Genomic DNA, 23,647 nt, shown 5'->3' with positions numbered 1-23,647 from the left:
ATACCTAATCGGGTGTGGAGGAAAAATCTGCTTGAGTAAATTCAGTTCGTTGTGAGGTTTCACGCCAAACATTTAAAAACTCATGTTGTTGAGTTTGTCCTTGCAAATAATGAATCGAGGCTTGAATCCATAAACGGTGATCTTGCAAAGAAATCTGACCTTTAAGCAAAGCCCATCTTAAGAAAATCAACCATGTATTTAAAACATCACCTTCGCAATAGCTGGTGAGTTTCAACCATTGCTGTGTATTCACATATTCGGGAACAAAATAACCTGAAATACCACGTTTACCGGGATAACCCAATAAATGTGCAACATCATCCAATTTCTGGAAATGACGTCCATTAAACATCGCCATGACATCCATTAAGTCAACATGACGGTTGTGGTATCTGTTCTGATAGTTATTATACCTTTTTTGTGTGTCAATCTCACCTTGATCGAACAAACTTGGCGCAGATAGTCCATGATACATGGCGCGGAATAAAATCACAGGCAAATCAAACTGTGAGCCATTCCAGCTCACGAGTGTTGGATGTCTTTTATCAAAGATAGATAAAAATTTTTGTAAAATTTCAGTTTCAGTATAGTGCTCTCGACTAAATGAAAACAGTTTCATCACACCATTTTCATCAATCCACAATCCCGAAATACAGACAATTTCATGTAAAGCCAAGCGCTGAAAATCCATCCCCGATTCTTGACGGCGTAGTTTTGCCAACGCCTGTTCTAAATCGTCCTGTGGTAAATCCAAGCCATATAAATGCGCCCCTGACTTAAGATCGGTCAGGGTTTCGATATCAAAAACTAAAACTGGAAGACGCATAAAAGCTTTACTCAATACTCAAGTTTGCCATCATGAAGCAATTTATGACTTCGAAGCAACTATTCTTCATCCTCAACAGAGAACAAACCTGTAGAAAGATAACGATCCCCTCTGTCACAGACAATACAGACAATCACTGCGTCTGGGTTTTCTTCGGCAATTTTAACCGATGCCCATACAGCACCACCTGAAGAAGTCCCAGCACTAATGCCTTCTTGACGTGCTAAACGGCGTGCGGTTTTTTCTGCTTCAATTTGCGGAATATCCATAATCTGATCGACACGGCTTGGATCAAAAATAGTCGGTAAGTATTCTTGTGGCCAACGACGAATACCCGCAATATTTGAACCTTCTGAAGGTTGTAATCCAATAATTTGAATATCTGGATTTTGTTCTTTTAAATATTTAGAGATCCCCATGATCGTGCCCGTTGTGCCCATAGAGCTCACGAAATGGGTGATTTTCCCTGCGGTTTGTTGCCAAATTTCAGGGCCTGTGGTCAGGTAGTGTGCTTCCACATTATCTGGGTTGCCAAACTGATTTAATACTAAACCTTTGCCTTCACTTTGCATTTGCAAAGCCATATCACGCGCAACTTCCATATTGGTTGCTTCGATCAATTCAGCCCCATAGGCACGCATCGCATCTTTACGTTCTTGGCTAGAGTTCCCAGGCATGATCAATTTCATTTTATAACCACGCATTGCGGCGACCATTGCCAACGCAATCCCAGTATTTCCACTCGTCGCCTCGATCAACGTATCACCTGGCTTAATTTGACCACGCTGTTCAGCTTTCATGATCATGTTATATGCAGGACGATCTTTGACAGAACCAGCAGGATTATTGCCTTCTAGCTTTGCCAATACTGTTGCTTGAGTATGACTTGCCAAACGTTGTAAACGCACCAGAGGAGTTTTTCCTACATAGTGATCTAACAAAAATTCGTCGGCTAAGAAATCAGGTTGTGTGTGACTCATCGGTTGCACCTATATCGAGGTGGGCATATTGTATGAAAAAAAGAAACATACTGCACATCTTTCCGCTTCATTTTGCTTGGAATGATCAAACTAAATTCATATATATCAACACACCCAAGTAGGAGCATGATTTTCTTTATTGAATAAAATTAAATACATATAAAAAAATAAACTTTACTTAGAATTAGAAATGATAAAGTTATCTATAAAACAGCATAACTCATTTTCAATTCACAAGATTTTTAGTCATATTGTCATGCAGGATGATTAAAGCATGTTAATATCTTTGCCATGGGCAATGAGTTGCTGGAACAATGTCGAATTTCAATAAAAAACTCTTTAAACGCTTAAAACTCAATCACGCTTATGGTCAACTTATTGCGTTAATTTTCGTGCCAATTATGATTTTGGCATGTGTTGGAGCAGCACTGGTTCTTTCTGAAACATCAGCTGCTGCCAAGTCTAAACAGCGCTTCCAAGCCATCGCGATATTGAGTCGTTACCAATATACTGCTGAGCAACTCACTGCAGTCATGGAACAAGATCCAATTCAACACGCCAAAGCTGAAAGCATTTTACAAAAAATGTTTAACGAAAAGCATTTACTCAGTGCAGCGATTTTAGATGAAAATAATGTTAATCATTTAAGTGTAGGCTACCAAAATCAACGTGCTTGGCCAAAAATTCCAAAATCAGGCACTTTCTTTGGGCCAATTCAAAATAAGTACAACAATATTTATGGGATTAAACTTAATCCCAGCAAATCTGCTGAAAATATGTGGTTGGTGATTGAACTTGATAATCAACCTTTAGAAATTTCACATTATCGTGTCATGATCGTATTAATTACGACTGCCTTATTAACGCTACTGTTGCTTCTATTGTGTCTAAACTTCTATTCAAGACGCTGGATTGCACCGATGTACGAAATTCGGATGCAATTGCAACGCTTAAATGCAGATACGCTTGATCAACATATGGTGATCAACAGTACTGGGGAACTGCGCTTATTACAGCGTGATATTGCCAATGTGGTGAAACGGCTACATTTCAGTTTCCTTGAACTAAAAGAACATACTGAACAAACGGAAGATGATTTACGCCGTACATTAGACACCTTAGAAGTCCAGAACATTACCTATAAACAAGCCCGTGATCAGGCGATTTCATCCAATCAGGCGAAGTCGGTCTTCCTTGCCAATATCAGTCATGAATTACGTACCCCATTAAATAGTATTGATGGCTTTATTCATTTGATGTTGCGCCAAGACAATTTAAGCAATGATCAAAGTTTATATTTACAGACCATCCGTAAGTCTTCTGCACATTTATTGGCATTGATTAATGATGTACTCGATTTCTCGAAAATTGATGCAGGTAAATTAGAACTCGAAACCGCACCTTTTGATCTTGAAGAAGCAATTTTCGATGTGATGGATATGCTCTCGCCATTGGCAGCGCAAAAGCATATAGAGATGGCATTCTATTTTGCAGACAATGTGCCTAAACATGTCATTGGTGATGCCTTACGCTTTAAACAGGTGCTGACCAATCTGATTTCCAATGCGATTAAATTCACCCCTGATGGTGAAATTATTGTTCGTGCGCGGATGGAACATGATGATATCGGGCAATGTTTGCTGCACTTTAGTGTACAAGACAGTGGTATTGGTTTAAGTGGTACCGATCGTAAACGACTATTTGAATCATTCTCTCAAGGTGATGCTTCTGTCACTCGCCAATTCGGTGGTACAGGACTCGGTTTAGCCATTTCTAAGCAACTTGTACATTTGATGCATGGTCAAATTGGCTTTGAAGATAACCAAGAACGTGCACCCACAGAAAAAGGTTCAACCTTCTGGTTTACTGCCATGTTAACGGTAAATGAAGATGAAGAAATTGTTCATCCATCATTTAAAAACTTAAATGTAGTGTCTTTCTTGGCACACCCTGCAACTGCCAATGTATTACGACATTACTTAGAAGACTATCAAGTCCAGCACACTGAAGCGCAATCGATTTTAGATCTGTTTAGCCGCCTAAATAGCCTAGAAAAAAATACTGAAAATACCTGGTTGATCGTTGATCACAGTGGAGATACCGAAGCCTTACTTAAAGAAATTCGTGGTCGTTATCAAGGTCATTTGGCGGTATATGGCTATCAAATGTCACTTGATCCAAATATGTTGACTGAATATAAAGCGCGTCCATTGTATCAACCACTAAGCCGTAGTTCAGTGATTCAACTATTAAGTAATCAGCCTGTTTTTGAACAAGAACATCATAAAGACTTTAAAGGGCAAGATTTACACGTTTTAGCAGTAGATGATCATTTACCGAATTTGATCGTACTAGAAGCGCTATTAGGTGAGCTCAATGTAAAAACCACCAAAGCTCTCAGTGGTCAAGAAGCCTTAACCATCATTCAACAAGGGGTTGAACAAGGCGCTAAACCATTTGATCTTATCTTTATGGACATTCAAATGCCAGTCATGTCTGGGATAGATACCACACGGGCAATTCGCTCGCTGGAATCTACCTTAGATGGTATGCGAATGCCAATTATTGCATTGACAGCTCACGCATTGGCTGATGAGAAGCAAAAACTACTCAAAGTGGGTATGGATGACTATGTAACCAAGCCGATCCAGATTGAACAAATTATTCAAATTCTCACCAATTGGACAAGCGATAAATTTATTCAACATCAACAACCTATCGAAAATACAGTATATATCGAAGCGCTGGACTCTTATATTCTAGATTGGAAACAAAGCCTTGCTTTAGCGGCCAATAAAGAAGATCTCGCACAAGATTTGTTAAAAATGCTAGTCGACAGCTTCCCAACGGAGTTGGCTGAAATTGAGCAACTCATTGAGCTTGAGGACTTCCCGCAATTAGAACATGTCTTACATCGCTTATATGGTGCTACCCGTTATGTCGGCACACCAAAATTGCAACGCATTACGGGTGATTTTGAACAATTTATTTCCATGCTACGCAAAGAGCGCCGTAAAGCAGATGAAGCCTTTATCCAAGACGTGATGAAACGCTTTGATGAGCTTCAATTGGCGATTCATGAAGTTGAAACCGCGGCACAGCAGATTTTACCCGCCTCATAAATACAGCGCAGTTCTATCCGATTCAGCGCTATAAACGCTTTTCTTATCGCGCTTTAAGCTGTTTTAAATCGTCAGGATAAAACCCAAATTGACTCTGGGTTTTATCCTGCGTATGGTTTTTATTGTTTCTTTAAAACAGCATGAATTAGAACAATCTTTTTATTGCAATCATCTTATTAAAGATCCAATAAAATTATACAAGTCACTATTGCAATCCTGTTTTGGCTTTACTACCCAATTGGCACATCAACACAGTTTCGGTGACTCTACTGTCATGTAACTATTCAATTCACATGCTATGCTGATGACCAAGGAAAAAATGAGTCAAGATCATGGCACTACTACATATAGAAAAAAACAATGGTATCGCAACAGTTTCATTAAATCGTCCAGATAAACGCAATGCCATGAGTTTTGCTTTACTCCGTGAACTGGTAAGCGTCGCACAACAGATTAAAAAAGACCGCAGTATTCGTGTGGTGATTCTAACGGGTGAAGCCAATGTATTTAGTGCAGGTATTGACCTTGCTGACTTAAATAGTCCAAAAAATACAGCCTTTGCTGCTTGGGAACTGATTAAACCTGGTCAAAGCCTATTCCAAAAAGCATTTTTGATCTGGCAAGAACTGCCTGTCCCTGTCATTGCAGCAATTGAAGGTTTCTGCTTTGGTGCAGGGATGCAACTTGCATTGGCTGCAGATATTCGTATTGCACACCCAGAGACTAAAATGTCAATCATGGAAAGCCGTTGGGGGCTTGTGCCTGACATGGGCTTAACCCGTTCAATCAAGGGCGTGATTGGTATTGATTTAGCCAAAGAGCTTACTCTCACTGCACGTATTTTTGATGGCAATTATGCCAAAGACATTGGTTTGGTGACGCATGTAGACGACTCACCGTTGGCAAAAGCTCAAGCCATTGCAGAAGAGATGCTGCAACGCTCGCCAGATGCGCTGATGGCGGCTAAACGTGTTTTAGATGCTATGGAACATCAACCCCAGAAATCTTTACGTTTAGAGAAGATTTGGCAGTTAAAATTACTCTTGGGTAAAAATAGTCAAATTGCACGTAAAAAGGATAAAAATCCTGAATTAAAATTTTTACCGCGCCAATATAAATAATCCAAAATTATTATTGAAAGCTTTTTGAGTTATAAAATGAATTTTGATCGTAACAGTAAAATTGCATTTTTAGGGATGGGATTAATGGGTAGCCGTATGGCAACCCGATTAATCCAAGCAGGCTTGCATGTCGCTGTCTGGAACAGAACAGCATCTGCTTGTGACGCCCTTATTGATCTAGGCGCTCACCCATTACAGCTTGAGAATATTGCAGAATATCCGATTATTCTCAGTTGCCTTGCTGATGATAAAGCTGTACAGCTAGTCTATGAGCACATTGAGCCCTATTTACAAGCCAAGCAAGTGATTGTGGATTTCTCCAGTTTATCTGTGGATAAAACCAAGCAGCTGGCTGAAAGCGCCACAACAAAACAGGTGATTTGGATTGACTCACCTGTTTCAGGTGGAACTGCAGGCGCCGAAAATGGCACGCTGGTCATTTTTGCTGGAGGCAATGCTGAGGTGATTCAAGCACTAAGCCTTGTTTACAATATCCTCTCTCAACGTGTCACCCGTATGGGTGAAACAGGTACTGGACAAGCCACTAAAATCTGTAACCAACTTATCGTTGCTGCCAATAGTACCTTGATCGCGGAAGCTGTTGCGCTTGCCAGTAAAGCAGGTGTAGATACAACCCTACTGGCGCCGGCTTTGGCTGGTGGTTTTGCCGACTCAAAACCTTTCCAAATTTTAGCCCCACGCATGGCAACACATACTTTTGAACCAGTACAATGGAAAGTACAAACGCTTTCTAAAGACTTAAATAATGCCATTCAACTTGCACAAAAATTTGATTTAGAAATTCCTGTGGCTCAACATGCACTTGGGCAATTACAAAGCCATCAAAACAACGGATTTGCTGAATCGGATTTAGCCACAGTCATTCATCAAGTAGAAAATAAATCGGGTTAAAATACACGGAACTACACATAAATAAGTTGAAAAATAATCTATTGCCTACTACATTGAAGATGAGAGTCCAAATATAGCAAGGAGCGTTCTTATGACTAAACTCGCAGTAAACCTATCCTTGATTTTTACTGAAGTGCCGCTCATTGAACGCTTTGCTTTGGCACATCTTCATGGCTTCCACAATGTCGAAATTCAATTTCCGTATGAATTAAGCATTGAAGAGATTCAAGCGCAACTTGAACAATATGACCTCAGCCTTTGCCTGATCAACGTTCCCGCCGGTGACTTGATGCAAGGTGGAAACGGACTTGCTGGTGTGCCTGGTCAAGAACTGGCATTTCATCAAGCATTGGAACTTGCAATTGAATATGCAGAAGCGCTCAATGTTCCAAACGTCAATATTTTGGCAGGTAAACAACCACAAGATGCCGATTTACTCCCCTGTTTAAACACCTTGGCAAACAATTTAAAACTGGCTTGTCATCTGCTCTCTAATCGTGATATTCAGCCTGTATTTGAAATGATCAATGGTACAGACATGCCACGTTTCTTGGTTCAAAATATTGCACAAGGCCAAGAAATGTTAGAAGCAGTACAGCATCCTGCATTAAAAATGCAATTTGACTGTTACCACATGGCGATGATGGGCGAAGATGTACTGGCAGCCTTACAAGAAAATATTGATTGGATTGGGCATATCCAATTTGCTGACTGCCCAGGACGTCATGAACCAGATACCGCACAAATTGATTATTCTGCAATTTTTTCCTGGTTAAAACAAAGCGCCTATACGGGCTTTATTGCAGCAGAATACAAGCCACAATCGCATTCAAATCAGTCATTTGCATGGAAAGAAAAATATTTTTCCAACAACCATAGCTATTAAATAGGTGTTTACTTAGGCAAACGGTTGCATTGTATAATTTGTATTTTTTAGACAAAAGCGCTATATTAGAAGATGAGATATTTTCTGGAAAATATACCTTATATGAATTTAGAACCATCGCCCAGCGCTTCTAATTCTCACGAACTTGCAATGAACACTCAAAATCAAGACGTACAGACTTGTTTAAAAGTCGTACAAGAAGCTCTACTTGATGTAAAAGCCAAAGATATTATTCAACTTGATGTCAGCGCTATTAGCAACGTTTCAGATGCAATTGTCATCGCGAGCGGGACATCAACACGCCATGTTAAAGCACTTGCTGACAATGTTGCTGAAGAAGCACGTAAAGCAGGCTTTCGCCCAATTGGTGTTGAAGGTGAACGAGACGCTGAATGGATCCTTATCGATTTAGGATTTGTAGTCGTACATGTGATGCTACCAACAGCACGTAAATTTTATGATCTGGAAAGTTTATGGCGTGCGACACCTGAAAGTGTTGCCTAACTTTTAATACAGAACTTAAATATGAAAAAAGCGACTTTATGTCGCTTTTTTTAGTGCTTGGCTTTTTTCAAAGCTTTTAAGTACTCAATTTTTTAACGACTTAATTGAGTATGCATTACGCAGTTTACAAATCAGTTTAAATACTAAGAATGCAACGCCAAAACTCCACACAAAATTTACCGCAATCCCAATACTTTGATCGATAACACTGGCCTTGTTGGCTAAATTAATCACGGGGTTATCTGTCAAAGAAACAGCCAGTGTGCCCCATGCTCCACAAATACCATGTACCACAACAACTTCACGAATATGCTTAGAATCAATCCAATAGGTCAATAAACGGGGTAAATAGATTGTGAATAATCCAGAAACTAAGCCAATAATCAATGCCGATGACAAATTCACTAAACCACAACTTGCCGTGATCGCCACCAAGCCACCCAAAGCACCTTTAATCATTTCAACCCATGAAATAATTTTATTGTTGAGTACCAAGGAAAAAATCAAGGGGGCAATCATTGCCCCAAAGAGTGCAGCAAAGGCATTGATGACAATGACTCCAATATCCGCATAGAGTGCTGAGATATAAACTACATTTAGACCTGACCATGCCAGCCAAAGAATAAAGCCAGCCAATGCCAAAGATAAGATTTTATAATCTTCAAAGATTAAGTCTTTTTTTAAGATTTCTTGTCGGTCTTGAGGTTTTAAAGTTAAGTAGCCCGCCAACACAATCCATGCTGCGGTGGAATGCACCACTGTTGAACCCGCAAAATCAATAAATCCTAACTCTTTTAACCAGCCCTTACCGAATAAGATATTTCCCCAAGTCCAGCTACTAAAGAAAGGAAAGATCACACCTGCGATCATTAAACCGGTTATCCAGTTGACAAATAAGGGAACTTTACTCGGAATCACTCGCCCAACCACAGTGGTTATTGTGGTGGCCATTAGGGTATAAAAAAATAATAAATTCCAATGCCAACCATGCAGCATGCCATTCATATATTTTTCGGAGCTGGCATCGCCTGCAAGGAGAATTTTTGCGCAGAAGAAACCAAAAATAAGCGTTCCTAAAACTGCTGAAACATAATTGACCAATAATGCGGAAATTGACTTATAGGTATTTTCATATCCGCCTTCAACTACAGCAAAGCCAGCTTGCATCAGAATGACAAATATTCCACCAAAGAATAAAAGCTCGTAGTTGGTAATGAGATTAAAAGCAGCAAGGTCACTTTCTAAACTTGAAGCAAAACTAAAATTTGGATAAAAAAATATGATGCAAATTAAGCTGATGAAGTATTTAAATCGCACTATATAATTAATCCTAACCTATCGCTTTTTCATCGCTTTAAATTCACAATAATTAGTATTTTCGCTACTTAATTATCATTTAATTTATCAAGTATAGAGAATTTCATGGAGAAATAAACTAATTTTTATGTAAAAAATATAGCTTACAAAGTACACGCGACGAGCAAGATTGTTTGATCGTGATCGAGTACTATTTATTTTTATTTAAAGATAAGCAGCTTACATTTAACTGGTTTTATTAAACAATGCCGATTTGCAATACATGTGGCTTAAGCTTGAAAATTTCAATACTTAGACGTATAGATGCCACACTCTAATATGGAATAACGTTGTTGCAATTTATGTGTTATGCAGAATGAAAACGTCTATACGGTCTTTAATCAACCATGTTGAATGATTTGAATCTGTGGAAATGCAAAGCCCTTACAGGATAATTCAGAACGCCATGCCACCGTCAGCATGACTCGGCTCAGCTGGAGATTTTGGTAGGCAAAGCTGCCCAATAACGGATGCGTAGAGATCCCACCATCATTCACCACATGCACTCCAGTATTTAGCTCATTTAGACTCAAACGAATCCCTAGGCCTGATGCTTTTAAAATCGCCTCTTTGGTGGTCCACACCTTAAACCAAAAAGTAGGATCAAAGTCTAACGCTTGCCAAGCTTGATATTCTTGGGGATGAAAAGCATGTTTTGCTAAAGCTTCAAAGCGAACTTTTCGATCTAAATCCTCAACATCCACACCCAAATCTTGGATCTGCTGGCTACTCGCCAAAGCATAATGTTGCTGGCTATGTGAATGATTCACGTGAAACTTTGGATAATCAATTAAATAGGGTTTACCAAAATCTGTTTTTTCAAAAGAGTGGTTACTGATTTCAACTGAAAAAATATCGGACAACAATTGGTTTCTATATTGATAGATCGCCTGTTTCAGTTCTTGGATCTGCCCCTTTCGATCGATCGAATGGTAACTCGGAAGAATATTTTGAATAGAATTAACATCCAATTGAATAATACGATTCACAATCCATTCCCAAACATTTTTCATTATCTTAAATCAAAAAAACCCAAAGATCACTTTGGGTTTTGATGTGTTCAACGCTAAATTTAGCTTCTAAATTTCTTTTCAGCCTTTTTAAATTTCTGTACATAACGACGACGACGTGCTGCAACACGCTCATCAATTTGAGATTTACGGCCTTCAAATGGATTTTCAGCAGTTTTAAAGTCAACGCGAACTGGTGTACCTTCAAGGTTATACACTTTACGGAAGACATTTTCCAAATAACGACGGTAGTCCGCAGGTGTCTTATCCACCTTATTACCATGAATCACAATCGTTGGTGGGTTTTGTCCACCCATGTGGGCATAACGCATTTTAATACGTTTACCACTGATCATTGGCGGTTGATGTGCTTCAGTTGCATCATTCAAAATCTGAGTTAATTTTGCAGGTGAAACTTTTAAGTGTGATGAATCATAAGCACGGTGAATGGTTGGATACATCTCACCGACACCTGTTCCATGCAAAGCAGAAATCAAATGTACTTTTGCCCAAGGAATAAAGTCAAAACGACGATCAACATCCAATTTACATTGTTTGCGATCATACTCTGTCATGTTGTCCCATTTGTTAATGGCGATCACCATGGCACGACCAGCTTCAAGTGCATAACCGATCAAATGTAGATCTTGTTCAACCACACCTTCACGTGCATCTAAAACTACCACGATGACATGTGCATCTTTAATCGCTTGTAGCGTTTTAACGATTGAGAATTTCTCAATCATTTCATCAACTTTACCTTTACGACGTACACCAGCAGTGTCGATCAAGGTATATTGACGACCATCACGTTCAAACGGAATATAAATCGAGTCACGGGTTGTACCCGGTTGGTCAAATGCAACAACGCGATCTTCACCTAACAAACGGTTAACCAAAGTAGATTTACCGACATTTGGGCGACCAATAATTGCTAAGCGTAAACCTGTTGCCTTATCGTGTTCTTCTGGGTTTTCATCTTCAGGGACATCCACCAAGATATCCTCAAGCATTTGTTGAACACCACGACCATGACTTGCCGCAACTTGTAAGGGTTCACCCATACCAAGTTTATAAAATTCAACTAATGCAGCTTCAGCATGTACACCATCGACTTTGTTGGCAACCAAGTAAACCTTTTTACCAAGTGTACGCAACTCACGGGCAATCTGCTCATCAGAAGCCAATAGACCAGCACGTGCATCGACAACAAAAACAATGATATCGGCTTCATTAATCGCAGTTTTTGATTGCTCTGCCATATATGAGTCGATACCACCTTCATTTTCACCGATACCCCCAGTATCAACGACAATGAAAGATTTATTTTCATAAGTTGCATCACCATATTTACGATCTCGGGTAAGACCAGCAAAATCAGCAACGAGTGCATCACGGCTCTTGGTAATCTGGTTGAATAACGTTGATTTGCCGACGTTTGGACGACCAATGAGCGCAATTACGGGTTTCATAAAATAACCTTTATTCAAGATCAGCCAGTATGACTGGTCTGAACATCAGAAATGTATAGGAAGAAGAATAGGAAAAACCTAAAATAAAAACACGGGGTATTGATTTTCAATCACCCCGTGTATGGAATTCATACGGATTGCTCTATTTTAACACAAGACTAAAAAAATAGAGAATCCTAATCGTGTCTGTTGATTAACTGTTAACGACTTTGCCAGATACTCATTGCACCTTTGCGTGTCGAAACATAAACTTGATTATCAATCACTCTCAACGTACGTACTTCACCACTGGTTTTAGCACGACCTAACGTTGTTCCTGTATTTGGATCAATTTGATGTAAATAACCATCTAAATCACCCACAACAAGATTTGAACCGAGCAATACAGGGTTGCTTAAGTTACGATTGAGCAGTTGCTCATTTTTCCAAAGCTGCTGACCTGTAATCAAGTCATACGCAATAATTTGACCATCAGTTTGCGATACGATGACTTTACCATCTGTCACTTCTGGACGGTTGATACTGCTTGAATTTTCACTCCACAAAACGCGTTGTGAAGCCAAATCTAGAACAGTGACTTGACCTTGGAAACTCGTTGTAACCACATACTGTCCTGAAACGACAGGCTCACTGTCCACATCAATCAAGCGCTGAATATCAGAACGACCTTCAGATACCGCAACACGACGTTGTAAACGCGGCACACCTGCAAGGCTATCTATTGCAAAAATATAGCCAGTAGAGGTACCGATAAGCACGGTACGTGGATCTAGACTAACTGGAGTGGCTTGACCTCTTAAGCTAAATGAAGCGCTTGGTAATTTATAAGTCCACGCTTGCTGACCTGTCGCAACATCTAAGGCATAAACCGTACCGTCATTTGCAACCACAATCACGCGACCAGATTGAATCAAAGCAGAACTGATAATTGCACCTGACAATTGCGCAGACCATTTGGTCGCACCCGTCGCTTGATCTAATGCAAAAACATGCCCTTTTTGGTTACCAACAATCACCACACCATCTGCTGCTTCAACACCAGAACTTAAGCCGTCTTTGGTAACTTTAGCATTCCATAAGCGCTGTTTGCCTTTATAGGCAGCCACTTCGCCTTTTGGGTTTAAAGCAAACACAACACCATTGTCTGTATCTAAACGTAGACGTAATGCATCTTCACTGCTGGTCGAAGAGACACTGGTCGAAAATACTTGAACCAAGCTTGAAGCTTGTGCAACTTTAGGCAGTGGATTTGGCTTAATCTTCACTTCTTTCGTCTTATTACTTGAACAGCCGATTAAAGCGATTGATAAGATTGCTAAAGCAAAAGGTATTTTAAAATTTCTATCCATTAAGACTCATCCACTTGTGTTGCTAAGATTGGGCGTTCAAGATCAGGATCTTCTACTAATACGCCAACACTTTCGAGTTTAATTTGTAAAATTTGACGTTCTTGTTTACGCTCAACGACTGCATTCCATGCTGCTTGATACGATTTTTTTGCATTTTCAGTGTCATTTTTTGCCACATAAATATCACCTTTTAACTCATCAGCACTTGCCTGAAAAGCAGGATCATTCACAGCTGACAAGGTTTTCAAGGCTTCATCAAACTTCTTTTGCGCCAATTGAGCATCGGCAAGTTTGATTTTTACAACTTGTAACAAACCAGCGTCTTTAATTTTAGAATTTTCAACTTTTTTCAGTTCACGCTCAGCCAATGCATAGTCATTTTTATCATAGGCAACTTTTGCCATGACAATTTGTGCTTGAATTGCATGAACAGAATCTGGATTGTCTTTGACAATTTTATCTGCTGACGCAACTAAGGCAGCAGTGACTTTAGCATCACCATTAGCTGCTCGCGCTTCATCCATCAATTGCTGGACTTTGGCTGTTTCATTTTGATTTTCAGCCAAAGTTTTCTTTTGCCAATATTCCCAACCGAAAAAGGCAATCAATGCAATGAGGACACCTGTCACCATAGCCGAGCCATATTTCTTAAAAAATGACTTCACACTATCCAGTTGCTCATCATCAGTCATTGCACTCATTTGACTCCCCTTTTCCTTATGATTATCGGCTTATTTTGACGAAAATTTTTCAATGAAAAAAGGCACAATTTCAGTGGCCTTAATTTCATATTGTTCTGCTGTCGCAAGTTCTTTGACTAAAACTTGCTGCGCTACAGCCTCACGCTCACCAAAGATCAAAGCATAGATGGCACCCGATTGGTCTGCCTTCTTCATTTGACTCTTCATTGAACCCTGTGAACCTGTTTTCAAACGAATTGTACTATTTACAGCTTCAAGTTGATCACGAATTTGTTCAGCCAATACCAAAGCCTGACCTTGTGTTGCAGGATCCGATAGCAAGAATAACTCACATTCACGCACAGGTGTATTGTCTTCAACTTGTTCAAGAAGCAATAATAAACGTTCCATGCCCATGGCAAAACCAACTGCTGGTACAGATTGATCAGGCTTACCTTTCAGCTGTCCAACCAAACCATCATAACGACCACCCGCACACACCGTTCCTTGAGAACCTAAATGTGTCGTTGTCCATTCAAAAACAGTTTTGTTATAATAGTCTAAACCACGGACTAGTTTTTGATTGATGACAAACTCAATACCCGCATCAGTTAAATACTGTTGCAATTGAGCAAAATGATTCAAACTGTCTTCTTTTAAGAAATCATGCAACTTAGGTGCATTTTCAAGAATTTGCTGAGTTCGTGCATCTTTCGAATCTAAAATTCGCAATGGATTGGTGGTTAAACGACGTTGCGAATCTTCATCCAAATCAGCATGATGCGCTGTAAGAAATTCAACCAATGCAGCGCGATACTCTGCACGTTCATCAGACTCGCCCAAGGTATTTAGTTCAAGTTGAACTTTATCTGCAACACCCATGCGTTTCCATAAACGTGCAGTCATGAGAATCAGTTCAGCATCTTGATCAGGTGTTGCTACACCAAAAGTTTCTACACCAAATTGGTGAAACTGGCGATAACGACCTTTTTGCGGTTTTTCATAGCGGAACATTGGTCCAACATACCAAACACGAGGATTTGCACCACGGAGTAAGTTATGTTCCAACATTGCACGTACACAACCCGCTGTGCCTTCTGGACGCAAAGTTAAAGATTCAGGCGGATTACCCTTATCGAAGAAAGTGTACATTTCTTTTTCGACGATATCAGTTGCATCACCAATTGAACGCTTAAACAAATTGGTATGTTCAACCACCGGCAAACGGATTTGCTGATAACCGTATGCATCCATAAGCGATGCTAAATGCTGCTCAAGACGTCTCCACGCAGGTGTTTGCGATGGAAGAAAGTCATTAAAACCTTTAATTGCGACAATTGAACTCATGATGAACTACGAATAATCTCTTTAGCTTTAGCTTTTTCAAGCTCTTGAACACGTTGACGAACCATGCTTTCGATTTCATCAACCAACTGATTTGTATCTATTAAGTGACTCTTTTCGCCATTACGATACACGAGTGAGCGCGGACTTGCACCGACTATACCAATATCAGCTTCTTTTGCTTCACCCGGACCGTTGACTTTACAACCAATGACAGACACATCCATTGGTGTACGAATATCTTCTAAACGCTCCTCTAAAGCCTGCATCACTTTGATCACGTTAAATTCCTGACGTGAACAGCTTGGACAAGCAATAAAGTTAATCCCATTTGAACGAAGGCTCAGGGATTTTAAAATATCAAAACCAATTTTTACTTCTTCTTCAGGCTCAGCCGCCAATGAAATACGCATGGTGTCACCAATGCCATCCAACAGCAAACCACCTAAAGCAATCGCAGATTTCACTGAACCCGTACGATAGATCCCAGCTTCGGTTACACCTAAATGTAATGGATTATCAATTTGTGCAGATAATAAACGATAAGCATCCATTGTTAAAAATACATTTGATGCTTTTACTGAAATTTTAAACTCATGGAAGTTTAAACGATCCAATATATCGATATGACGCATTGCAGATTCAAGTAATGCCTGACCTGTCGGCTCACCATATTTCTTTTGGATATCTTTTTCTAAAGATCCAGCATTAACACCAATACGCATAGAAATATCGTGATGACGTGCTGCTGCAACCACTTCACGAATCTTGGCTTCAGAACCAATATTCCCGGGGTTGATCCGCAAACAGTCTGCACCCATGTCTGCAACTTTCAATGCGATTTTATAATCGAAATGAATATCTGCAACCAATGGTACTGTGACACGTTTACGAATTTCACCAAAAGCTTCAGCAGCTTCCATAGTCGGTACCGATACCCGCATAATGTCCGCACCAACATCTGCACAGCGTTGAATCTGCGCAACTGTTGCATCGACATCACAAGTTTCAGTATTGGTCATACTTTGAATACTGATCGGTGCATCACCACCGACATACACTGAACCTACACGTATTTTACGTGTAGGACGGCGCTTGATTGGATTCTCAATCATGATCTTATCTACTCTTGCCCATTAACGTGACAAACGGAATTCTGCTTTTCCGTTCACTGTATATGGAGACAATGAAATCTGTTCATTATTAAGGCTTAATGACACAGCAGTTGCATCATCGAGACGAATTTGGAATGGTGATTGGCCATTAACGGTTAAAGCAGCCGACTGGCGACCAGTCGCCAAAACTTTTCCTGTACTATCTACAATATGTACAGAAGTTGGATGACTGAAATTCAATACCATTTGGTCACCTGAAGTCGCAGTTGCATTGTTTAAATTCAACACTTCTACTTCTGAGGCTTGTGGTTTGGCATCGACATCAGCGCTTTTACCCGATGTCATTTTTTGAATTCCAGCAATCACAGCCCAAATCACCGCAAGCGCAACAATGGCAATTAAAATTCGCTTTAACCATTTTTTATTACGATCACTGTTTGATCCAGGCAATTTCCCCATAATCTTGATTGGAGAGTTGTTCAAGGCGTGGTTTGGCAAAAGCCCAGTATCATTTTGATAAATTTCATCAAAGCGTTGAATGACTACCGTTGCATCAACGCCTAAAAACTTGGCATATGAACGATAATAACCTTTAATAAAGGTTGCTTCTGGCAAAGACTTATATTCATCTTGTTCCAATGCTTGTAAGGTTTTTACAGGCATTTTTAGTTCGTTTGCAACATCTTGAATGTCTAGGTTTTTGGAGACTCGAATTTGACGCAAGTACTCACCTGGACGTTGAACATTTCCTAAGCCATTAGATGCTACGTTTGAACCTGTAGGTTGCTGTGAATTAGGATTTACTTCCATACGGCCTCAGTACTGTACTGTAATTGCAGATAACGTTGATATTCTTTACTGTCCGGGAACAATGCACGCAGTTGATTGACCAACACTTGCATTCCCATCTGATCATTATTGGCACGTGCAATACGTAAACCAATCCAAAGCGCTCTCGCACCCTGTTTGTCCTGACCTACTAAACGAACATATTGCTCATAGAGTTGACTTGCTTGCGCACTTTTTTGTTGCAAATAGAAAATTTCTGATAACTCTACCAGAGAAATAATCGAATCGCGATTGACTTGTAAAGCTTGTTTGAATGCTTTTTCAGCATTTGCCACATCACCCACTTTTAAGTAAACCCGACCTAAATTTTCTAAAGCCTTGTAACGCTGATCATAGCCAAGCGCAGCACCAGCTATGCTCAATTGTTCAATCGCGTCATTATAGCGCTCAGTAACAAATAAATATGTTCCATAATTATTACGAGCTTGTGCATTTTTTGAGTCACTGGAAATTGCACGCTTAAAATAGCCGTCTGCCTTTTCCATACTGATCTTACTGCCTTCTTGTTGCAGTAAGACACCCATCATCATATTTGCCGCAGAATCACGTGAATCAGTTTCTAAAGCTTGGTCTAGTGCACGTTTTGCAGCATCTAAATCACCTGTACGAATATATTCAGCAGCAAGCTGAGTACGTACTTTAACGGCTTTTTCAGGATCTTTTTTTATTATTGTGTCTGAATTTGTCGTTTGACAACCCTGTACGACCAATGCAGATAAACCAATTGCCAATATTACAACTGCTTTTTGATACATCGATTTTCTCAAAGTCAGCCCCTGATTATTTGTTGATATAAATGTATGTCTACAAATCTTTAAGCTTATGAACGAATAATCTCACCACGTTCAGCAACTTTCTTTTTCCACTGCTCTGCACGACGGGTACGATCTGCCACTTGCCCGACCAACTGCCCACACGCAGCATCAATATCATCACCACGTGTCTGACGAATCGTACACACAAAACCTGCATCAGACAAAGTTTTTTGGAAAGAAATAATACGATTTCGACTTGAACGGCCATACGGCGCATGCGGAAATGGATTAAATGGAATTAAATTAATTTTACTTGGTAAGTTTTTCAGTAACTTAATCATTTGTTGTGCATGTTCAGGATGATCATTCACCCCTTCCAACATCACATATTCAATAGTGACATGTTTACGAGAGCTTTCATTACCATCTTTGGCAATATAGCGCTGACATGCAGCAATCAATTGTGCTAATGGATATTTTTTATTAATCGGCACCAATTCATTACGTAACTCATCATTTGGCGCATGTAAAGAAATCGCCAAAGCCACATCTATATCTTGTGCCAATTGGTCAATTTTCGGTACAACACCTGAGGTTGATAATGTAACGCGACGTTTAGACATGCCATAAGCAAAATCATCTAACATGATATTCATTGAGCTTAATACAGCATCATAGTTGAGTAATGGCTCACCCATTCCCATCATCACCACATTAGTCACCGAGCGCTCACGTTCAGCAACAGGTACGTCTTCCATATAAGAATAGTTGGCCACCCATAACTGTCCAATGATCTCGTCAGGGGTTAAATCACGCTGAAAACCTTGCTTTCCTGTTGAACAGAATGAGCAATCTAAAGCACAACCCACTTGTGATGAAATACACAGTGTTTTACGTGAGCCTGTTTTATCTTCTGCTGGAATCAATACCGTTTCAACCAAAGAGCCCGCACCATCACCAACACGGAATACCCACTTACGAGTTCCATCTTTCGAATAGTTACGATGCACCACTTCTGGCGCTTTGATTTCACAAATTCTTTCTAGTTTTTCACGCAACTTCCCTGAAATATTGGTCATTTCAGCAAAATCAGTGATAAAAAATTGATGCATCCATTTCATTACCTGCCCAGCACGGAATTTTTTCTCGCCGATTTCTTCGAAGAATTTTTCCAATTGCGGACGTGACATGCCAAGTAAATTCACTTTCTGCACATTTGCAGTCTGAATACGATCAGCCTGTACAGATTTTGATGATGCAGGCTGCTGTTCATCTAGATTTAACGATGAAGCGACAACTTCAGAATTCATGGGGATTACCTAAATCATGCCGTAGTAATAAAACATATTGACCAATATTTAGCCAAATAAAGCAACAAAAATAAAAAAACCAGACAAGTAGTATATCACCTATCTGGTTTCGGGTCTGTTATCAATTCATAAATCGGAGATTTATTCGTGTAGAAAAAGAGACCCTAGATACGTCGAATTAACGAGTACGTGGGCAAACTTCAGTTTGAGCGAAGAAGTAATTTACTTCACGGTCAGCAGATGCAACTGAGTCAGAACCATGCGCAGCATTTTCATCGATGCTTACAGCGAAATCTGCACGGATTGTACCAGGAGCAGCTTCTTTAGGGTTTGTAGCACCAAGAATTTCACGGTGAGCAAGAACTGCGTTTTCACCTTCAAGAACAGATACTACAACTGGACCAGAAGTCATGAATGCAACAAGGTCACCAAAGAAACCACGTTCTTTATGCTCAGCATAGAAACCTTCAGCTTCTGCTTTAGAAAGGTGTTTCATTTTAGTCGCAACGATTTTAAGACCAGCTTTTTCGAAACGAGCAAAGATGTCACCAATGTGGTTTTTAGCAACTGCATCTGGTTTTACGATAGATAAAGTACGTTCAATAGCCATGAGTGGCTCCTTTAGTCAAATTGACACGAAAATTTGGGCGCATTATACCGAATAATGAACAATTTTCTGCTTTTAATCTGTAAAAAATTTGGATTTTTCGATGCGCTGTGACGTTTAGCATCATTCAGCAACATCTCAAGCCATTAATTCGCTTCATCAATCCATGCCATTTGAATGGCTTCTAGCAGACCTTCAGTCGATTTGGTTGGATCATCACTAAATTCTGGCAATGCACAAATCCATGCATGCATATCGGTAAAACGCACCCATTGTGGATCCACATCTGGATGCGCTTCACTGAGTTCAATTGCGATATCAATTGTATCTGTCCAACGTAAGCCCATATCAGGTCTTCCTTTGCTCAATTTAATTCTGCTACTGTATCAAATCTCAATTCATTCAGAAATAAATCATTCTAGACATTTACAAGATTCACCACGGATTCAAGCGTTTAATTTACAAGACGGATTGAATTGAGCCAATTATTCAAAGTTAAAACCTTGATGATCAAAATCATCAGATTCTTTAAAAATAAAATTACAGACCAGCAGTAAGTAAACCATCATAACATCACTCCTAAATATGGTGCGCTTAACACAATCAAACTCGCGACACTTGCACCAATCAGTGCGCCAACAATGACATCGCTTGGATAATGCAGACCCAAAACCATCCGAGATAACGCCACAAGAATGGTAAAAGGCATCATAATGAACAACATAACTGGTTGAATATAGCCAAAGACAATAGTGACCATGACCGCATGTAACGTATGACCTGACGGAAAGCTAAAATGATCCAATGGTCGTTCACCCAGAATAATGACTTGATGAACTTGATAAGGTCGTGGTCTCACTGTTTTGTGTTTTAAGAACTTATAAATTCCTGTTCCTAAAAGACCCATAACAACGACATAGAGAAGTTGCAGACCATAGATCCAGCTCTTTTGTAGCCAAATCAGAACCAACATTGCGCACCAGAAAGGACCATCTCCCAAACGGCTCACAGTTTTAAAGAACGTCGCAATACTTTGGGTATGCGATAAATTATTAAGATATAAACAACCTCTAAGGTCGAGATCGAGCATTTTTATTTTGGTATTTTTAAAATTCATTTTCCACTCTCCTCTCATTATTTGAGATGAACTAGGTCAGTCGTTTTGCATACTGCGTTACCTGGTATAGTGCTTCTTCGAATTGTTGTACGGGATGTTGCCATCCAATGCTTTGCACATCATGCATCGCTTGTTGCCCGAAACGTTTGAGTGTGCTGTTATCTGGAAGATCTAATACATGTTGAGTGAATTGCTTGATGTCTCCAATTGGACATAACCAGCCATTCTGAGCATGTCTGCCATGAAGTTGAGCGCAGGCATAGTCATAAGCAATAATCGGTAAACCACTCGCCATCGCTTCGATAACGACATTCCCAAAGGTTTCTACCTGACTTGCAAAAACAAAAACATTTGCACTCGCATAGGCTTCAGCAAGTTGTGTGCCAGTTAGACTGCCCATAAAAATCACATGTTCAGCACCCGGCATTTTTTCTAAACGACCGCGATCTGGGCCATGCCCTACCAGCACTAACTTTACTTTTCGTTGTGCTTGTTGTCGCAGTTCAGAATAGGCATCAATCACCACATTGACTTCTTTTTCAGAAGACAAACGCCCAACATAGATCAAGACTGTGGTGTCTTCATCTGCACCCCACTGTTGTCTCAACTGTTCGGAGTAGCGTTGTGATGAAAAGCGTTCTGTATCAATTCCTCGCCCGACCACAACCAATGGACAGGTCACACCAAACTCACGTAATGCCTGCTCTGTATCACTGCTTGGCACACAGGTCAGTTGCGTTGCGTTATGGAACCATCGCAAATAACTTTGAATTGGTTTGACCAAGAATGCTAAATCAAAGAAACGGCTAAATTCTTGGAATTGTGAATGAAAACCACTTGATACCGGAATTCGTCGTGTCTTTGCCGCATGCAGCGCAGTAAAGCCTAAAGGCCCTTCAGTCACGATATGTACCACATCAGGTGAAAATGCCGTAATCGCTTGAGAGACTTTTAGAAATTGGGGCCAGCCAAACTTCATGTCTGGATATTTCGGAATTGATTGCCCAGTCACCAAACACTCTTTATTCGGGCTAAAGTCTTGACATTGGGTCTTCTGTGCAGGGCGAATCAGTAATATTTTATGACCTTGATTTTGCAAGCCTTTACACAGTTGCATCAAAGACAAAGCAACACCATTGATTTCTGGTGGCCATGTTTCAGTCACGATTGCAATTTTCAGTCGAGGTCGGGATAAGTCACGAATAAGATGGTCTTTATTCGTATCGATTTTTTTCTTGTTTGGATTAAAATAAAATTTAAAGTTATCGGGAAAATCTTGTTGTTTAAATTGCAAGGTGTTCGCGTACGGTTTATTCATACGATACCTAATCTCTTCATTTTTGAATAGATTAGGCTAAGTTTTTGACATTTTAATGATTATTTAATGACAGTTTTTTGACCATTTCAATTTTCATCAGAAATACGATTTAACAAACCATTCTGAACTTGATAAAGCTGTCCATTACCAAAATCAATTTGTTGTTTTTCACCATGTAAACTTGGAAAACCAACAATTTTTTCAAGTTGCGGAGAACGTTGAAATTGTTGTGTTTTTGGATTGTACATCCAGTAAATATAGCGCTTATCATCGACTGTACGACCTTGCGACAAGTCCGACACAATGACATCATAATAACCATCAAAATTGATATCCATATAGCCAATGCTGTTTGGATAACCAGTAAAACCTGTCAAGCTCTGTACCACTGTATTGTTGGTTTTATTTAACACATCAACACGTTTTAAGGTTTTTCCATAAGGGCTATTGGCATCATCTTGACCATAAAATTTAAAGATAAAAACGGGTTTATTGCTGACTTTAAAAGCAGGCTCAAACTGTATCGACTGCCAAGCTGCATTTGGTTTCTTTAACAATGATGCTTTAAACACGCCTGTATTTGCATTTAATAGGCCAGTTAATTGATCACTACCATTTACAGAAGGGTCTGATTGAGCAGTGATCGACTTTAAATCCAACTGATCAGCTTTTTGTGTCCCTTTAAAATCTGTTGTTGTACCATCCATTAAATCCGTCAGCACACCGTGCGGATGGGCAATCCCCGCATAAAGGTTCATAAAGTATCGACCTTCGCTCGACTTAAGCATACGTTGCATCGATACGCGTACGCCACTAAAAGGCTTTAGTGCGGTATTGGTCGAAGTGGGCTGCGTTTCAGCAAAACTAAAGCATGAAATAGACAAAGTCGTCATTGCGATGAGAAGTTTAGATTTCATGCTTGAATACCACGTTTAACCATAATCAATAATGTGTAATTTATCACAAAATAAATTTTTATTAGTTAAAAATTGCTACCCTAAAAGATGATTTTAA

At 39.8% G+C, this 23,647-nt stretch carries 22 protein-coding genes; 5 read left to right on the top strand and 17 right to left on the bottom strand.

The window, feature by feature from the left end; all coding sequences use genetic code 11:
* Positions 1-4 precede the first annotated feature (4 nt).
* Both FHR28_RS01805 and cysM read right to left on the bottom strand, forming a co-directional pair.
* Positions 5-826, bottom strand: coding sequence for a 3'-5' exonuclease (locus FHR28_RS01805; RefSeq protein ID WP_004725911.1), 822 nt, complete (start codon positions 824-826; stop codon positions 5-7).
* Positions 827-885: 59 nt separating this feature from the next.
* Entirely contained in the window at positions 886-1,806 is a 921-nt protein-coding gene (gene cysM, locus FHR28_RS01800; RefSeq protein ID WP_166781812.1) for a cysteine synthase CysM, read from the bottom strand.
* Positions 1,807-2,120: 314 nt separating this feature from the next.
* Between cysM and FHR28_RS01795 the strand changes: the two genes are divergently transcribed.
* The 5 genes from FHR28_RS01795 to rsfS all read left to right on the top strand — a co-directional run bounded on the left by FHR28_RS01795 (position 2,121) and on the right by rsfS (position 8,351).
* Positions 2,121-4,928 (top strand): ATP-binding protein, encoded by a 2,808-nt coding sequence (locus tag FHR28_RS01795; protein ID WP_056512323.1) that lies wholly within the window; start codon positions 2,121-2,123, stop codon positions 4,926-4,928.
* A gap of 332 nt (positions 4,929-5,260) precedes the next feature.
* On the top strand, positions 5,261-6,049 hold the full coding sequence (locus FHR28_RS01790) for a crotonase/enoyl-CoA hydratase family protein (protein WP_004725906.1): 789 nt from the start codon (positions 5,261-5,263) through the stop codon (positions 6,047-6,049).
* 36 nt (positions 6,050-6,085) lie between these two features.
* On the top strand, positions 6,086-6,961 hold the full coding sequence (locus FHR28_RS01785) for an NAD(P)-dependent oxidoreductase (RefSeq protein ID WP_004725902.1): 876 nt from the start codon (positions 6,086-6,088) through the stop codon (positions 6,959-6,961).
* Between the two features lie 91 nt (positions 6,962-7,052).
* Positions 7,053-7,847 carry a hydroxypyruvate isomerase family protein gene (locus tag FHR28_RS01780; protein ID WP_004725901.1) on the top strand — a complete coding sequence of 265 codons (795 nt, stop codon included), beginning with the start codon at positions 7,053-7,055 and terminating at the stop codon, positions 7,845-7,847.
* A gap of 102 nt (positions 7,848-7,949) precedes the next feature.
* The gene (gene rsfS / locus FHR28_RS01775; RefSeq protein WP_016539395.1) at positions 7,950-8,351 is read left to right on the top strand and encodes a ribosome silencing factor; all 402 of its coding nucleotides are present in this window, start codon (positions 7,950-7,952) and stop codon (positions 8,349-8,351) included.
* Between the two features lie 84 nt (positions 8,352-8,435).
* Here rsfS and FHR28_RS01770 read toward each other — a convergent pair whose 3' ends face one another.
* The 15 genes from FHR28_RS01770 to FHR28_RS01700 form a co-directional block, all read right to left on the bottom strand.
* Complete coding sequence (locus FHR28_RS01770; protein ID WP_004725896.1) at positions 8,436-9,668, bottom strand: ammonium transporter; 1,233 nt, start codon at positions 9,666-9,668, stop codon at positions 8,436-8,438.
* Between the two features lie 380 nt (positions 9,669-10,048).
* Positions 10,049-10,720, bottom strand: a complete 672-nt coding sequence (locus tag FHR28_RS01765) for a 4'-phosphopantetheinyl transferase family protein (RefSeq protein WP_166781811.1) — start codon at positions 10,718-10,720, stop codon at positions 10,049-10,051.
* A 59-nt stretch (positions 10,721-10,779) separates the two neighbouring features.
* Complete coding sequence (gene der / locus FHR28_RS01760; RefSeq protein ID WP_004725892.1) at positions 10,780-12,189, bottom strand: ribosome biogenesis GTPase Der; 1,410 nt, start codon at positions 12,187-12,189, stop codon at positions 10,780-10,782.
* A 200-nt stretch (positions 12,190-12,389) separates the two neighbouring features.
* Positions 12,390-13,538 (bottom strand): outer membrane protein assembly factor BamB, encoded by a 1,149-nt coding sequence (bamB, locus tag FHR28_RS01755; protein ID WP_166781810.1) that lies wholly within the window; start codon positions 13,536-13,538, stop codon positions 12,390-12,392.
* On the bottom strand, positions 13,538-14,239 hold the full coding sequence (locus tag FHR28_RS01750; RefSeq protein ID WP_004816992.1) for a YfgM family protein: 702 nt from the start codon (positions 14,237-14,239) through the stop codon (positions 13,538-13,540). The genes bamB and FHR28_RS01750 overlap by 1 nt, the downstream gene beginning before the upstream one ends.
* Before the next feature lie 30 nt (positions 14,240-14,269).
* Positions 14,270-15,565, bottom strand: coding sequence for a histidine--tRNA ligase (gene hisS / locus FHR28_RS01745; protein ID WP_034612341.1), 1,296 nt, complete (start codon positions 15,563-15,565; stop codon positions 14,270-14,272).
* Positions 15,562-16,677 carry a flavodoxin-dependent (E)-4-hydroxy-3-methylbut-2-enyl-diphosphate synthase gene (gene ispG / locus FHR28_RS01740; RefSeq protein ID WP_004725885.1) on the bottom strand — a complete coding sequence of 372 codons (1,116 nt, stop codon included), beginning with the start codon at positions 16,675-16,677 and terminating at the stop codon, positions 15,562-15,564. Before ispG ends, hisS begins: the two co-directional genes overlap by 4 nt.
* Positions 16,678-16,698: 21 nt before the next feature.
* Positions 16,699-17,487, bottom strand: a complete 789-nt coding sequence (locus FHR28_RS01735) for a helix-turn-helix domain-containing protein (RefSeq protein ID WP_004725882.1) — start codon at positions 17,485-17,487, stop codon at positions 16,699-16,701.
* On the bottom strand, positions 17,478-18,281 hold the full coding sequence (pilW, locus tag FHR28_RS01730) for a type IV pilus biogenesis/stability protein PilW (protein ID WP_004725881.1): 804 nt from the start codon (positions 18,279-18,281) through the stop codon (positions 17,478-17,480). The genes FHR28_RS01735 and pilW overlap by 10 nt, the downstream gene beginning before the upstream one ends.
* A gap of 65 nt (positions 18,282-18,346) precedes the next feature.
* Positions 18,347-19,591 (bottom strand): 23S rRNA (adenine(2503)-C(2))-methyltransferase RlmN, encoded by a 1,245-nt coding sequence (rlmN, locus tag FHR28_RS01725; protein ID WP_105714392.1) that lies wholly within the window; start codon positions 19,589-19,591, stop codon positions 18,347-18,349.
* 178 nt (positions 19,592-19,769) lie between these two features.
* Positions 19,770-20,201 (bottom strand): nucleoside-diphosphate kinase, encoded by a 432-nt coding sequence (ndk, locus tag FHR28_RS01720; RefSeq protein ID WP_004725878.1) that lies wholly within the window; start codon positions 20,199-20,201, stop codon positions 19,770-19,772.
* Positions 20,202-20,344: 143 nt separating this feature from the next.
* Positions 20,345-20,545: a Fe-S cluster assembly protein IscX gene (iscX, locus tag FHR28_RS01715; RefSeq protein WP_004725877.1), complete on the bottom strand. Its 201-nt coding sequence runs from the start codon at positions 20,543-20,545 to the stop codon at positions 20,345-20,347.
* Positions 20,546-20,763: 218 nt separating this feature from the next.
* Positions 20,764-21,315 (bottom strand): phosphatase PAP2 family protein, encoded by a 552-nt coding sequence (locus FHR28_RS01710; protein WP_004725875.1) that lies wholly within the window; start codon positions 21,313-21,315, stop codon positions 20,764-20,766.
* 31 nt (positions 21,316-21,346) lie between these two features.
* Positions 21,347-22,633, bottom strand: a complete 1,287-nt coding sequence (locus FHR28_RS01705) for a glycosyltransferase family 4 protein (protein ID WP_166781809.1) — start codon at positions 22,631-22,633, stop codon at positions 21,347-21,349.
* 86 nt (positions 22,634-22,719) lie between these two features.
* Complete coding sequence (locus FHR28_RS01700; protein WP_166781808.1) at positions 22,720-23,550, bottom strand: XAC2610-related protein; 831 nt, start codon at positions 23,548-23,550, stop codon at positions 22,720-22,722.
* Positions 23,551-23,647 lie beyond the last annotated feature (97 nt).

The organism is Acinetobacter sp. BIGb0196 (assembly GCF_011759595.1).
Lineage (GTDB): Bacteria > Pseudomonadota > Gammaproteobacteria > Pseudomonadales > Moraxellaceae > Acinetobacter > Acinetobacter guillouiae.
Note: the sequence above shows the minus strand (reverse complement) of the source record. Positions and strands in the feature narration are given on the sequence as shown.